The 12360-nt window shown below is 65.5% G+C and carries 16 protein-coding genes; 12 read left to right on the top strand and 4 right to left on the bottom strand.

Annotated elements, in window-relative coordinates; genetic code table 11:
- From ACTJI5_RS18520 to ACTJI5_RS18495, 6 genes are all read left to right on the top strand, one after another.
- Positions 1-225, top strand: a complete 225-nt coding sequence (locus ACTJI5_RS18520) for an HIG1 domain-containing protein (protein WP_310255793.1) — start codon at positions 1-3, stop codon at positions 223-225.
- 12 nt (positions 226-237) lie between these two features.
- Positions 238-819, top strand: a complete 582-nt coding sequence (locus ACTJI5_RS18515; RefSeq protein ID WP_058539885.1) for a cob(I)yrinic acid a,c-diamide adenosyltransferase — start codon at positions 238-240, stop codon at positions 817-819.
- Positions 820-1000: 181 nt separating this feature from the next.
- Complete coding sequence (gene egtB / locus ACTJI5_RS18510) at positions 1001-2272, top strand: ergothioneine biosynthesis protein EgtB (protein ID WP_440861339.1); 1272 nt, start codon at positions 1001-1003, stop codon at positions 2270-2272.
- Position 2273: 1 nt separating this feature from the next.
- Entirely contained in the window at positions 2274-3260 is a 987-nt protein-coding gene (gene egtD / locus ACTJI5_RS18505; RefSeq protein ID WP_440861338.1) for an L-histidine N(alpha)-methyltransferase, read from the top strand.
- A 70-nt stretch (positions 3261-3330) separates the two neighbouring features.
- A complete protein-coding gene (locus tag ACTJI5_RS18500) occupies positions 3331-4197 on the top strand; it encodes a 3-hydroxyacyl-CoA dehydrogenase NAD-binding domain-containing protein (RefSeq protein WP_310255789.1) in 867 nt (288 codons plus the stop codon).
- A 167-nt stretch (positions 4198-4364) separates the two neighbouring features.
- Positions 4365-4853 (top strand): hypothetical protein, encoded by a 489-nt coding sequence (locus tag ACTJI5_RS18495; protein ID WP_310255787.1) that lies wholly within the window; start codon positions 4365-4367, stop codon positions 4851-4853.
- 42 nt (positions 4854-4895) lie between these two features.
- Here the strand turns inward: ACTJI5_RS18495 and ACTJI5_RS18490 are convergent, their stop codons facing one another.
- The 3 genes from ACTJI5_RS18490 to ACTJI5_RS18480 all read right to left on the bottom strand — a co-directional run bounded on the left by ACTJI5_RS18490 (position 4896) and on the right by ACTJI5_RS18480 (position 7329).
- Positions 4896-5213 carry an MliC family protein gene (locus tag ACTJI5_RS18490; RefSeq protein WP_058539881.1) on the bottom strand — a complete coding sequence of 106 codons (318 nt, stop codon included), beginning with the start codon at positions 5211-5213 and terminating at the stop codon, positions 4896-4898.
- Between the two features lie 14 nt (positions 5214-5227).
- Positions 5228-5857 carry a beta/gamma crystallin-related protein gene (locus tag ACTJI5_RS18485; protein WP_440861337.1) on the bottom strand — a complete coding sequence of 210 codons (630 nt, stop codon included), beginning with the start codon at positions 5855-5857 and terminating at the stop codon, positions 5228-5230.
- Positions 5858-5976: 119 nt separating this feature from the next.
- The gene (locus tag ACTJI5_RS18480; RefSeq protein ID WP_440861336.1) at positions 5977-7329 is read right to left on the bottom strand and encodes a NupC/NupG family nucleoside CNT transporter; all 1353 of its coding nucleotides are present in this window, start codon (positions 7327-7329) and stop codon (positions 5977-5979) included.
- Between the two features lie 128 nt (positions 7330-7457).
- Here ACTJI5_RS18480 and ACTJI5_RS18475 point away from each other — a divergent pair, with 128 nt between their 5' ends.
- From ACTJI5_RS18475 to ACTJI5_RS18450, 6 genes are read left to right on the top strand one after another with little or no spacing between them, the layout of a single operon-like run.
- A complete protein-coding gene (locus ACTJI5_RS18475) occupies positions 7458-8114 on the top strand; it encodes a queuosine precursor transporter (RefSeq protein ID WP_325543555.1) in 657 nt (218 codons plus the stop codon).
- Positions 8111-9019 carry an acetylglutamate kinase gene (gene argB / locus ACTJI5_RS18470; protein WP_414712706.1) on the top strand — a complete coding sequence of 303 codons (909 nt, stop codon included), beginning with the start codon at positions 8111-8113 and terminating at the stop codon, positions 9017-9019. Before ACTJI5_RS18475 ends, argB begins: the two co-directional genes overlap by 4 nt.
- Positions 9020-9063: 44 nt before the next feature.
- Positions 9064-9363, top strand: coding sequence for a YggT family protein (locus ACTJI5_RS18465; RefSeq protein ID WP_058539877.1), 300 nt, complete (start codon positions 9064-9066; stop codon positions 9361-9363).
- The gene (folD, locus tag ACTJI5_RS18460; protein ID WP_440861335.1) at positions 9363-10259 is read left to right on the top strand and encodes a bifunctional methylenetetrahydrofolate dehydrogenase/methenyltetrahydrofolate cyclohydrolase FolD; all 897 of its coding nucleotides are present in this window, start codon (positions 9363-9365) and stop codon (positions 10257-10259) included. Before ACTJI5_RS18465 ends, folD begins: the two co-directional genes overlap by 1 nt.
- The gene (locus ACTJI5_RS18455) at positions 10259-10933 is read left to right on the top strand and encodes a hypothetical protein (protein WP_440861334.1); all 675 of its coding nucleotides are present in this window, start codon (positions 10259-10261) and stop codon (positions 10931-10933) included. Before folD ends, ACTJI5_RS18455 begins: the two co-directional genes overlap by 1 nt.
- On the top strand, positions 10930-11559 hold the full coding sequence (locus ACTJI5_RS18450) for a MarC family protein (protein WP_037512727.1): 630 nt from the start codon (positions 10930-10932) through the stop codon (positions 11557-11559). Before ACTJI5_RS18455 ends, ACTJI5_RS18450 begins: the two co-directional genes overlap by 4 nt.
- A 55-nt stretch (positions 11560-11614) precedes the next feature.
- Here ACTJI5_RS18450 and ACTJI5_RS18445 read toward each other — a convergent pair whose 3' ends face one another.
- Positions 11615-12304: an OmpA family protein gene (locus ACTJI5_RS18445; protein WP_440861333.1), complete on the bottom strand. Its 690-nt coding sequence runs from the start codon at positions 12302-12304 to the stop codon at positions 11615-11617.
- Positions 12305-12360 lie beyond the last annotated feature (56 nt).

The following is a 12360-nucleotide window of genomic DNA, read 5'->3' as shown; positions in this document are numbered from 1 at the left end:
ATGGAAATCCTGCTCATCCTTGGCGTCGTGATCGCCGCCGGCTTCGTCCTCTTCTCGCTCGCGCGGGGGCTCTTCTATTTCTCGCAAGGGCACAAAGCCCAGATGGACGGTACGGTCCATGAGAATCAGGTGATGCAGAACAAGATGATGATGGCGCGCGTGAAGTGGCAGGCGATCACGATCATCCTGCTCGTGCTGATCGGCCTGTTCGCCGCGGGCAAATAAGCGGGCGCAGCAATGGTCAAGCTCAACAAGATCTACACGCGGACCGGCGACGACGGCACGACGGGGCTCGTCGACGGATCGCGCGTCGCCAAATCGGACGCGCTGATGGCGGCGATCGGCGACGTCGACGAGGCGAACAGCGCCATCGGCATCGCCGCCGCGGCGCTTGACCCGGCGAGCGACGAAGCCGCTATGCTTGCGCGGATCCAGAACGAGATGTTCGACCTCGGCGCCGACCTTGCGACCCCGCCCGACATCCAGTTCGGCTTCGGCCCGCACGAAATGGCGCTGCGCATCGTGCCGAGCCAGATCGCGCGGCTCGAGGACGAGATCGACCGCATGAACGACGCGCTCGATGCACTCAAAAGCTTCATTCTGCCCGGCGGCACCGAAGCCGCGGCGCGACTCCACCTCGCGCGCGCGGTGACGCGCCGCGCCGAACGCGCCGCCGTCGCGGCGGGCGCGGCGCGCGACCTCAACCCGATCGCGCTCAACTATCTCAACCGCCTGTCGGACCATCTCTTCGTGCTCACGCGGCACATCAACGCCGCGGCGGGTGGCGATATTCTCTGGAAACCCGGCGCGACGCGCTAAGATATCGTCGCCCCCGCGAAGGCGGGGGCCGCTGGAGAGGTAGCGCAAGGCTGATGGCGGCCCCCGCTTTCGCGGGGGCGACGAATGCGTGTTCCCTAAATGTTCCTAGACATTCCATCACGGCGTAACCATAATCGGGCACGCAGCGAAACCGAATCGCACCCCCGGGGATTGTCTCACCATGGCCAGCCGCACCGACGCCCAAAATCGTACCGATCCGCTGGAAGAGCTGATGCGGCGCTTCGTCGCGACGCGCCGCCTGTCGCTCGATCTCGCCCAGACGTTGTCCGATGCCGATGCGAGCGCACAGTCGATGCCCGACGCGTCGCCCGCCAAATGGCACCTCGCGCACACGAGCTGGTTCTTCGAAACCTTCATCCTGCGCGACCATGTTCCGGGCTATACGCTCTTCGACACCCGCTATCCCTTTCTCTTCAATAGCTATTATGAGGCCGAAGGGCCGCGCCACGCGCGCCCGCATCGCGGCCTGCTGACGCGCCCGTCGCTCGACGAGGTGCGCGTCTGGCGCGCGCATGTCGATGCCGCGGTCCAGACCGCACTGCCCGATCTCCCGGCGAGTGCGCTGACGCTCGTCGACCTCGGCATCCATCACGAACAGCAGCATCAGGAATTGCTGCTCACCGACCTGAAGCATCTCTTCGCGCAGAATCCGCTCGGCCCGGCGGTCTGGAACCACGAAACGCGAATCGCGAGTGAAGTTGCGCAGTTTTCCGCGATGAAATGGATCAAGGGTGCGGACGGCGTGGCGAAGGTCGGCCATGCGGGCACCGGCTTCGCCTTCGACTGCGAAGGCCCACGCCACGATGCGCTGCTGACCCCGCACGCGCTCGCCAGCCGCCCGGTGAGCAATGGTGAATGGCAGGAATTCATCGCCGATGGCGGCTATCATACTCCGTCGCTCTGGCTGAGCGACGGCTGGGCATGGGTGCGCGCCGAGGACATCGAGGCGCCGGCCTATTGGCAGGACGGCCAGACCTTCACCCTGTCGGGCTGGCAGGATATCGACCCCGCCGCGCCGGTGACGCACATCAGCTTCTTCGAGGCCGACGCCTTCGCGAGCTGGGCGGGGGCGCGCCTTCCGACCGAACAGGAATGGGAGGCTGCGGCGTCGTCGTTCGACCCGAACGGCGGCCAGCAACTCGACGCCGCCGGACCGGTGCAGCCTGTTCCCGCCGCCGGCGACGCCGATCTGCAACAGATGTTCGGCAGCGTGTGGGAATGGACCGGCAGTGCCTACCGCCCCTATCCCGGCTTCCGCGCCGCCCCCGGCGCGGTCGGCGAATATAATGGCAAGTTCATGAGCGGCCAGTTCGTGCTGCGCGGCGGCAGCTGCGCGACCCCGCGCGGCCATCTCCGCGCCTCCTACCGCAATTTCTTCTACCCCCACCAGCGCTGGCAATTCACCGGCGTGCGGTTAGCCAAGGATCTTTGACATGGGCGTTGTGCGCAATCTCAGGCAAGTTGCGGCCGACGACGCGGGCGTTGATGTAGCCTTTCGCGCCGACGTCCATGCCGGCCTCAGTCAGCAGCCGAAGGCGATACCCGCGCGCTGGTTCTACGACGCGACCGGCTCGGCGCTGTTCGAGGATATCACCGCGCTCCCCGAATATTATCCGACGCGCAGCGAAACCGACATGCTCACCCGCCACGCCGCCGACATCGCGGCCGCGATCGGTCCGGGCCGTGCGGTCGTCGAACTCGGCTCGGGCAGTTCGACGAAGACGCCGCTGTTGCTCGATGCGATCGTGCCCGCCGCTTATGTGCCCGTCGATATTTCGGGCGATTTCCTGCGCGATAGTGCGGAGGCACTCGCGATACGCTTTCCGGGGCTGCCCATTTATCCGGTCGAGGCCGACTTCACCCAGCGTGTGGCGATGCCCGACGAAATCGCCGACGTGCCCAAGCTCGGTTTTTTTCCGGGCAGCACGATCGGCAACATGGTCGCGCGCACCGCGATCGACCTTTTGCGCAACTGGCGCTGCGCGCTCGGCGAAGCGTCGCTCCTCCTCATCGGTATCGACCGGATCAAGGATGTGGCGACGCTCGAGCTGGCCTATGACGATCCGGCCGGCGTGACCGCGGCGTTCAACCTCAACCTGCTCGAACGGATCAACCGCGAGCTCGGCGGCAACATTCCGGTCGAGAATTTCGCCCATCGAGCCGTGTGGGACGATGTCCATGCGCGCATCGAAATGCATCTCGTTGCGGCGTGCGACATCGAGTTCACCGTCGACGGCCGCGGCTATACGATGGCGAAGGGCGAGACGATCCACAGCGAGAACAGCCACAAATACGGCGCGCGCGACGCGAACCTGCTTTTGCGCGCGTCGGGTTGGACGCCGATCGCAACCTGGGACGACGCCGATCCCGCCTTTGCCCTGATCCTCGCCGAAGCGACCGCTTTCCGCTCCGCTCCCTGACGCGCGCTCTTGACGCACGGGGCCGAAGCCGTAGGGGCACAGGCACGGTTTTCAGCGAAAAGGGCAGCATATGATCGTCGGCGTTATCGGTGCGGGACAAATGGGTGCGGGCATTGCGCAGGTGTCGGCGGGTGCCGGGCATGATGTGTTGCTCTCCGACATCGATCTCGCGCGCGCCGAAGCGGGCAAGGCGGGGATCGCCAAGGCGCTGGGCCGCCTCGTCGCCAAGGAGAAGATGACGCAGGCGGACGCCGACGCGCTGCTCGCCCGCATCACCCCCGTCGCCGACCACAGCGCCTTCGCCCCCGCCGACCTCGTGATCGAGGCGGCGACCGAGCGCGAAGAGATCAAGCGCGCGATCTTTGCGAGTGTTGGCCAACATTTGTCGGCGACCGCGATCCTCGCCAGCAACACCAGCTCGATCCCCATCACGCGGCTGGCGCAGGCCGCACCCGACCCGGCGCGCTTCATCGGCGTCCATTTCTTCAATCCGGTCCCGGTGATGGGGTTGATCGAACTGATCCGCGGCCTCGCGACCAGCGACGACACGCTCGCAAAGGTCGAAGCCTTTGGCCGCGGTCTCGGCAAGGAAATCGTCCACGCCAATGATGCGCCGGGCTTCATCGTCAACCGCGTGCTGATGCCGATGATCAACGAGGCGGTGTTCGCGCTCGGCGAAGGCGTTGCGACGATGCAGGATATCGACGCTGGTTGTCGTTTGGGCCTCAACCATCCGATGGGCCCGATCACGCTCGCCGACTTCATCGGACTCGACACCTGCCTCGAAATCATTCGTGTGCTCTACAGCGGCACCGGCGATCCGAAATTCCGCCCCGCGCCGTTGCTCGTCCAATATGTCGACGCGGGCTGGGTCGGGAAAAAGGCGGGTCGCGGCTTCTATGACTGGACGGGGCCGGAGCCCGTGCCGACGCGATAACGCCGGTAACCGACGTCGCTCCCGTTTATGACTGGACGATCGACGCGTCGTTGCACAGGATGATGCGTCCGCGGTAGGGTGGTACAGCCGCCGGACAGTGGAGCCGACGTTTTTCCGCGCGTCGAATGGGTGCGGCAATCCGGGCCGGGCAACCGAGGGGAATGATCATGCGCCGCATTTTGTTGACGAGCCTGACCGCCGCCGCTTTTGTCCTGCCTTTCCATGCGCACGCCCAGCAGGGCGCGCCCGAAGATTCGACGATCAAGGACACCGCCAATTCGGTGACCGAACCGTTCGACGGCAAGGAAATCCCTCCCAAGCTCCTGGCGATTCAGCACGACCCCTATTCACTCGCCGGCCTGGGAAAATGCGCCGCGATCATCCGCGAGGTTGGCGAGCTTAACGAGGTTCTCGGCGCCGACGTCAACGAACAGGTCGACAAGAGTCTGGCCAAGAAGCGCGAAGAAACCGCCGGCCGCGTCGCCGGTACGGTGGCGGGCGGGATTATTCCCTTTCGCGGGTTGATCGCCGAGGTCACCGGCGCGAACGCCGAACGGCGGCGCTACGCGCTCGCGGTCTATGCCGGAACGGTGCGCCGCGGTTTCCTGAAAGGCGTCGGGCTTGAGCGCGGTTGCAAGGCACCCGCCCGGCCGTGACGACTGAAAGCGGCCCGCCGTAGGCGAACCGCTTTTCGAGCTTTACAGCGGCGTCGCGATCGCGCGGCAGCTTTCGGGCGCCGAACGCAGCGCGGTGTTCCACGTCACGCCATTGCCCTGCCGGTGCAGTCGTGCGCCGTTCTTGTTCTCGTAAATCTGGCCGCTGTTCGCCGGCGTCGATTTGAGCACCATCGTCTGCCCGCCGTTGACGCGCACGATCGCGCCGTCACCGACATAGTTGACGTTCAGCCGGGTGCCGCGGTCGCATTCATAGGCGGTTCCGGTTTGGCGGGGCACCGACGAACAGGCCGCAAGCGCGAGGATCGCGGCGCCCGCCGCGACAAGAGCTGTTGCCTTCATATCTGTTTCCCCCCTTAGTAGCCCGAACGCACGCACAGCACGTCGGCGAGGTAGACCCGCCCGCTGATCGTTTCCATATGCTCGCGCGCCGACCCGTTCCAGCCGATCGAACGGCACCAGCTATCGGCGGTCTGCGCCGCGCAATTGGCGGTCGCCGATCCGCGCGCGCAGGCGAGCACGCGATAGTTGCGCTCTGCGGGCTGGGTGTGGAATTCGGCAAAATTGCCGCGCGCTACCTGGTCGTTGGCGGGCGGATTCGGGTTCCAGCCCCCGCCCCCGCCCCCGCCGCCAACCGGGCGGATCGATTGGATGGTGAGGCCGCGCAGGACATTGTTGAGCATCGGCGTGTCGCGATCGACCGTCCGGCAATTGCCGCGGTAGCGCGTCCTTTCGCACAATTCCCAGCGTCCGTTCGGGACACGGATCGAATTGACCGGCCAGGCGAGGCCGAGGTTTGGCTTTTCCTCGCCTATGAACACCGCGGGGCCGCGATAGCCGGCGTCGCGATAGATCGTCGCTTCGGGCGGGCGATCGGGGCGGTAGCGTTCGGTCTCGGCCGTCTGGGCATAGGATGTGGCGAGGAAACCCGCCCCTATCGACGCCGCGGCCGCGGCAAGGATCGACAAACGATACGCGGTTTTCATGACAGCCTCCCATTTTGCGAACGCGACCCGGGATTTGTTATTTGCCCAAGTTTACGCCATTCGCTGACGGCTTGCAAATTCTCCCAATCGCCCGGGACGGTTACGCTACGGCACGTAAATCAGGGTGCCTTGGCGGGTTCGGTTGCCGGGGTGCTTTTCGGCGTGGTCGTCGGCGTGGCCTCGGTGGGTGCCGCCGTCGCGGGCGCGGTCGGCGGCGGCGCGGCGAGCGGCGGAGCGACACCGAGCATCAGTCCCGCAAGCGCCGCCGACATCAGGTTCGACAGGCTGCCCGCGAGCAGCGCCTTCAGCCCCAGCTTGGCGATCATCGGGCGCTGGTTCGGGGCGAGCCCGCCGGTCACCGCCATCTGGATCGCGATCGAGCTGAAATTGGCGAAGCCGCAGAGCGCAAAGGTCGCGATGGCGACCGCCGCCATCGACATGTCGCCCTGCGCCTTGCCGAGGTCGATGAAGGCGACGAATTCGTTGAGCACGATCTTGCTGCCGAACAGCCCGCCTACCACCGCGCTTTCCTCCCACGGCACACCCATCAGCCACATGACGGGGCGGAAGATCGTGCCGATCACCGCCTGGAACGACAGGTCGGGATAGCCGAACCAGCCACCGATCCCTGCGAGCAGCCCGTTGGCGAGCGCGACGAGCGCGACGAAAGCAAGCACCATCGCGCCGACCGCGACCGCGAGCTTGACGCCGGTCTGTGCGCCTTGCGCCGCAGCCATGATGATGTTCGCGGGCTTTTCCTCGTCATGGCTGGCCTCGGGCATGATGACGGGCTCGATGCCGAGATCCTTGGGATCGTCGGGCATCATGATCTTGGCCATCAATATGCCGCCCGGCGCCGACATAAAGCTCGCGGCGAGCAGATAGGGCAGCAATTGCTCGCCGATCATGCTGGCGTAGGCGCCGAGGATAGTTCCTGCGACCCCCGCCATGCCCACGGTCATCACGGTGAACAGCTGCGAAGGGGTCAGGCCCGCCAGATAGGGGCGGATGACGAGCGGCGATTCGGACTGGCCGACAAAGATGTTCGCCGCCGCGCCGAGGCTTTCGACCTTGGTAATGCCGGTGATCTTCTGGATCGCCCCGCCGACCCATTTGATCACCAACTGCATGATGCCGAGATAATAGAGGATCGAGATGAGCGAGGCGAAGAAGATGATGACGGGCAGCGCGGCGATTGCGAAGCTGTTCGCGCCCATTTCGGGCGAGGCGAGCGGGCCGAAGATGAAGTCGGTGCCGGCCTTGGCATAGCCGAGCAGGTTCGAGACGGCGTTCGACATCGCCTGAATCACCGCGCGGCCCCACGGCGTGCCGATGACGAGCACCGCGAAACCGGCTTGAAGCAGGAAGGCGGGGACGACGACGCGAAGCCGGATCCAGCGGCGGTTCGACGAAAAAAGCACGGCAATCGCAAGCAATGCGACGATGCCGAGCAGACCGATCAGGCGTTCCATGATGTAAGTGCGTCCCCCCGCAAGTTTAAGGGGTCTGTCTAGCGGGCTTTGGCGGCGGAGCAAGAGCCGCGCGCCGAGCCGTGTTTCTCGGACTTTCCAGCACCCGCAAAAGCGATTAAGCGGCCTCGATGGAAAATAGCTCTTCGCGCGTGATCGCGCCTTCGTTGCTGCTGTTCGCGATCCTCTACGGCGGCATGGTTCCGCTCGGCGGTTTCCTGGGGGCAAAACAGGTCGCGCTTGGACCGCTGGCGGTCGAAGCCGGGATTTTCCCCTTTCTAACGCTGATCGCGATTTCGAGCGGGATCGCCGAACTGCACGGACGCGCCGTCGCCGACAAGCTGGTTCGCTTCGGTTTCATTCCGCTCATTCTTGCGATCATCCTGACGGTGCTCGTCCTGCAGCTCCCGACCGACGAGGGGATGTACGAGCCCGCCAAGGAAGCCTTTCCGATCATCGTCGGACAGGGCTGGCGCATGATGGCGGCGGGTATCCTGGCCTATGGCGTGTCGGTCAGCCTGAACGTCTGGATTTTTGCGCGGATGACCGCGAACAACGGCCGGTTGCTGCCGCTGCGCGGTTTTGTCGCCGCGGCGCTCAGCCAGATCATCGACACGTTGATCTTCATCACCGTCAGCTTCTACGGCGTTCGCCCGATCGCCGACCTGATGGTCGGCCAGATGATCGCCAAGGTCGTCCTGTCGGCGGTGATGGTGCCCTTGCTGGTGATGGCGGTGGTCGCGATCGGCCGCAAGATGGACGCTAAAGCCGAACTGCCGGCAGGATGATGACGATGACCGATCCCTCGAAAATGCCCGACCTGCTCGCCAAGGCCGAAACGCTCGTCGAGGCGCTGCCCTATCTGCAGCGCTATGCCGGCGAGACCTTCGTAATCAAATATGGCGGCCATGCAATGGGCGACCCGGAAGCGCAGCGCGACTTCGCCGAGGACGTCGTGCTGCTGAAAGCGGTCGGGATCAACCCCGTCGTCGTCCATGGCGGCGGGCCGCAGATCGGCGCGATGCTGAAGCAGCTCGGCATCGAATCGACCTTCGTCGGCGGCCTGCGCGTCACCGACGCCGCAACCGCCGAGGTCGCCGAAATGGTGCTGGCGGGCAAGATCAACAAGGAAATCGTCAGCTGGATCGCGGCGCTCGGCGGCCGCGCCGTCGGCATTTCGGGCAAGGACGCGAACCTCGTGCTCGCCGAAAAGGTCAGCCGGACCGAACCCGACCCCAATTCGGGGATCGAGCGGCATGTCGACCTGGGCTTTGTCGGCGAACCCGTCGCGGTCGACCCGACGATCCTCGTCAATCTGACGAAGGATAATTTCATCCCGATCGTCGCGCCCGTCGCATTGGGCGCCGATGGCGCGACCTATAATATCAACGCCGACACGATGGCGGGCGCGATCGCCGGGGCGCTGGGGGCGAAGCGCTTTTTCCTGCTCACCGACGTCGCCGGGGTGCTCGACAAGTCGGGGGCGCTGCTCACCGACCTCGACCGCCCGGCGATCGACACGCTGAAAGCCGACGGGACGATCACCGGCGGGATGATTCCCAAGGTCGAAACCTGCGTCGCCGCGGTCGATGCCGGGGTCGAGGCGGCGGTCATCCTCGACGGGCGCATCCCGCACGCGATGCTGCTGGAAATTTTCACCGCGAGGGGTGCAGGCACGCTCATTCACCGCTAAGAGACGCGGCAAGACCCTTTTACGGAGAAATCGCCTTGCTTCTCATGCTCCTCCAGATCGTCCACATCATCCTGACGGTCCTGTGGTGGTTCATCATCGCGCAGGCGGTGATGTCGTGGCTGATCGCGTTCAACGTCATCAACACGCATAACCAGTTCGTCGGCCAGCTGTGGACCGTGCTCGACCGGATCACCGAGCCGCTCTATCGCCCGTTCCGCCGCATCATGCCCGATTTTGGCGGGCTCGACCTGACCCCGATGCTGGTGCTGATCCTGATCATCATCATCGACGGGCCGGTGCTGAACTATCTCGCGAGCCTCGCCTACACCAACGGAATGGCGTGATGACCGCGGCGCAGGTGATCGACGGCAAGGCATTCGCCGCCGGCCTGCGGGCGCGGATTGCCGATGCGGTGCCGGCGTTCGAGGCCGCGACGTCGCGTGCGCCCGGTCTCGCGGTCGTACTCGTCGGCGATGATCCGGCGAGCGCGGTCTATGTCGGGTCGAAAGGCAAGGCGACGATCGCCGCGGGCATGGAAAGCTTCGAGCATCGGCTGCCCGCGACCGCGTCGCAGGCCGAAGTCGAAGCCTTGCTGCGCCAGCTCAATTCCGACGATGCCGTCGACGGCATCCTGTTGCAATTGCCGCTGCCCGGCCATCTCGACGAACAGGCGGCGGTCGCGACGATCGATCCCGACAAGGATGTCGACGGACTGACACCGGTAAGCGCTGGGCGCCTCGCGCTCGGCATCGCCGGAATGGTGCCGTGCACGCCCTATGGCTGCCTGTTGCTGCTCCAGGACCGGCTCGGCGACCTGTCGGGCAAGGATGCGATCGTCGTCGGGCGCTCGATCCTCGTCGGTAAGCCGATGGGGCAGCTGCTGCTCGGCGCCAATTGCACCGTCACGATGGCGCACAGCCGGACGAAGGATCTGCCCGATCTGGTGCGCCGCGCCGATATCGTCGTTGCCGCGGTCGGCCGCGCCGAAATGGTGAAGGGCGACTGGATCAAGCCCGGCGCGATCGTAATCGACGTCGGCATCAACCGCCTGCCGCCCGCCGAGGGCGCCGCGAAAGGCCGGCTCGTCGGCGACGTCGATTATGAAAGCGTCGCCGCGGTCGCCGATGCGATCACGCCGGTTCCCGGCGGGGTCGGTCCGATGACCATCGCGTGCCTGCTGCGCAACACGCTCGTTGCGGCGCACCGCCGTGCGGGCCTTGCCGATCCGGAGGGTTTTTGATGCGCCGTCTGGCTATCGCGGTCCTTTCGCTTTTGGTGATAGCCGGCGGCGCCGTGATAGCACGCGAACGCGATCCGCTCGCAGCGAATCCCAGCGCTTTTATCGCCGCCGAAATCGGTTTTTCGCGGCTCGCGCAGGAAAAGGGCCAGTGGACGGCGTTTCGCGAAACCGCGGCGCCCGAAGCGGTGATGTTCGTGCCGCAGCGCGTCAATGCGCGCAATTGGCTGAAGTCGCAGAAGGACCCCGCCGAGGCGGTGAAGTGGCAGCCGCACGCGGTCTATACCAGCTGCGACGGCAATGTCGGCGTCACCACGGGCGCGTGGCAGAAGGGGCCGGCGAACGGATATTTCACGACGGTCTGGCTGCGCGATCCCAAGAAGGGCAAGCTCGCCTGGACCCTCGACCATGGCGATACGCTGGCGACCCCGCGCGAAGCCCCCGATTTCATCGCGTCGAAACAGGCGGTCTGCGGTTCACGCCCTGCGGTAGCGGTAGCGGTCGAGGCGGGCGGCGAGGGTGACGATAGGACTGTCGGCCTGTCGCCCGACCAGACACTGAGCTGGACGTCGACTGTCCGCGCCGACAAGTCGCGCCGCGTCACGATCCGCCTGTGGGACGGCAAGGACATGGCAACCGTCATCGACGACCAGGTCGCGGCGCCGAAGCAGCCATGATCGACCTTTTCATCTCGGCGTTCGTCACGCTGTTCGTCGTCATCGACCCGCCGGGCTGCGCGCCGATCTATGCCAGCCTGACGACGGGGGCGAGCGCGGCGCAGCGACGTTCGATGGCGATCCGCGCGACGGTGATCGCGGGGCTGATCCTCGTCTTCTTCGCGATGTTCGGCGAAGCGCTGCTGAGCTTTCTCCACATCGACCTCGACAGTTTCCGCATCGCGGGCGGGATCATGCTGTTCATCATCGCGATCGACATGGTGTTCGAAAAGCGTACCGAACGCCGCGAGCAGCGCGCCGAGAAGGTGATGGCGACCCCCGAGATCGAGGATGTGTCGGTATTTCCGATGGCGATGCCGATGCTCGCCGGGCCGGGATCGATCGCGTCGGTGATGCTGCTCGTGTCGCAGAACAGCGGGCTCGACCGCGCTTTCGTGATCTTTGGCGCGCTGCTGCTCGTGCTGCTGCTGACGCTCGCGGCGCTGCTTTCGGCGGGGCCGCTGATGCGGCTGATCGGCAACAAGGGCGAGGCGGTGATTACGCGCCTGCTCGGTGTGCTGCTTGCGGCGCTTGCGGCGCAATTCGTGATCGACGGGCTGAAGGCGAGCTTCCCGAGCCTCGGATAAAAAAGGGGCGCCGCCTTTCGGCGACGCCCTTTCTTTTCCACGGGAATGGAACTGGTTACTGCGCCGCCTTGACGTCGTTCTGGGTGACCGGCGCGATACGGATTTCGACGCGGCGGTTGCACTGATAATCGGCTTCGCTGCGTTCGGGCGAGCATTTGAGCTGCGATTCGCCGTAGCCGAGCGTCGCCATGCGCGCGCGCTGGATGCCGCGGCCGCCGAGATAGTCGGCGACCGACGCGGCGCGGCGTTCGGACAGGCCCTGGTTATAGGTGTCGCTGCCCGTCGAATCGGTGTGGCCATAGACGTCGATATAGGTGCTCGGATATTCGGCGAGCGTCGACGCGACGCTGTCGAGCGCGCTGCGGAACTGCGATTTCACCATCGCGCTGTTGAGGTCGAAGGTGACGTCGCCGGGCATGTTGAGCACGAGCTGGTCGCCCTGACGCTCGACGTCGATGCCGGTGCCTGCGGTGCGTTCGCGCAGCTTCTTTTCCTGCTGGTCCATATAATAGCCGACGCCCGCGCCGGCGACCGCGCCGATGCCCGCGCCGACGATTTCCTCGGTGCGGCTGTTGCGCCCGCCGATCAGGTCGCCGAGCAGATAGCCGCCGAGCGCGCCGCCGACGCCGCCGATCGCGGCCTTCGAGATCTTGCGTTCGCCGGTCACGGGATCGGTGACGCAACCCGTCAGCGCGATCGCGCCGATGCTGGTCATTATGGTGAGCTTGATCGTCCTGCTGTTCATCTTTTTCGCTCCCTTTATCCGGCGGATGCCTCGCGTCCTTTGCATGCCGCCCTTCC

It is taken from the genome of Sphingopyxis sp. 22461 (genome assembly GCF_052044915.1).
In the GTDB taxonomy this organism is placed as follows: domain Bacteria; phylum Pseudomonadota; class Alphaproteobacteria; order Sphingomonadales; family Sphingomonadaceae; genus Sphingopyxis.
This window is presented reverse-complemented; position numbering and strand designations above follow the sequence as displayed.

What these genes read in the sequence shown, in the direction of transcription:
- ACTJI5_RS18520 (WP_310255793.1), top strand. Translation starts at nt 1, where the DNA reads ATGGAAATCCTGCTCATCCTTGGCGTCGTGATCGCCGCCGGCTTCGTC.
- ACTJI5_RS18515 (WP_058539885.1), top strand. Translation starts at nt 238, where the DNA reads ATGGTCAAGCTCAACAAGATCTACACGCGGACCGGCGACGACGGCACG.
- egtB (WP_440861339.1), top strand. Translation starts at nt 1,001, where the DNA reads ATGGCCAGCCGCACCGACGCCCAAAATCGTACCGATCCGCTGGAAGAG.
- egtD (WP_440861338.1), top strand. Translation starts at nt 2,274, where the DNA reads ATGGGCGTTGTGCGCAATCTCAGGCAAGTTGCGGCCGACGACGCGGGC.
- ACTJI5_RS18500 (WP_310255789.1), top strand. Translation starts at nt 3,331, where the DNA reads ATGATCGTCGGCGTTATCGGTGCGGGACAAATGGGTGCGGGCATTGCG.
- ACTJI5_RS18495 (WP_310255787.1), top strand. Translation starts at nt 4,365, where the DNA reads ATGCGCCGCATTTTGTTGACGAGCCTGACCGCCGCCGCTTTTGTCCTG.
- ACTJI5_RS18490 (WP_058539881.1), bottom strand. Translation starts at nt 5,213, where the DNA reads ATGAAGGCAACAGCTCTTGTCGCGGCGGGCGCCGCGATCCTCGCGCTT.
- ACTJI5_RS18485 (WP_440861337.1), bottom strand. Translation starts at nt 5,857, where the DNA reads ATGAAAACCGCGTATCGTTTGTCGATCCTTGCCGCGGCCGCGGCGTCG.
- ACTJI5_RS18480 (WP_440861336.1), bottom strand. Translation starts at nt 7,329, where the DNA reads ATGGAACGCCTGATCGGTCTGCTCGGCATCGTCGCATTGCTTGCGATT.
- ACTJI5_RS18475 (WP_325543555.1), top strand. Translation starts at nt 7,458, where the DNA reads ATGGAAAATAGCTCTTCGCGCGTGATCGCGCCTTCGTTGCTGCTGTTC.
- argB (WP_414712706.1), top strand. Translation starts at nt 8,111, where the DNA reads ATGATGACGATGACCGATCCCTCGAAAATGCCCGACCTGCTCGCCAAG.
- ACTJI5_RS18465 (WP_058539877.1), top strand. Translation starts at nt 9,064, where the DNA reads ATGCTCCTCCAGATCGTCCACATCATCCTGACGGTCCTGTGGTGGTTC.
- folD (WP_440861335.1), top strand. Translation starts at nt 9,363, where the DNA reads ATGACCGCGGCGCAGGTGATCGACGGCAAGGCATTCGCCGCCGGCCTG.
- ACTJI5_RS18455 (WP_440861334.1), top strand. Translation starts at nt 10,259, where the DNA reads ATGCGCCGTCTGGCTATCGCGGTCCTTTCGCTTTTGGTGATAGCCGGC.
- ACTJI5_RS18450 (WP_037512727.1), top strand. Translation starts at nt 10,930, where the DNA reads ATGATCGACCTTTTCATCTCGGCGTTCGTCACGCTGTTCGTCGTCATC.
- ACTJI5_RS18445 (WP_440861333.1), bottom strand. Translation starts at nt 12,304, where the DNA reads ATGAACAGCAGGACGATCAAGCTCACCATAATGACCAGCATCGGCGCG.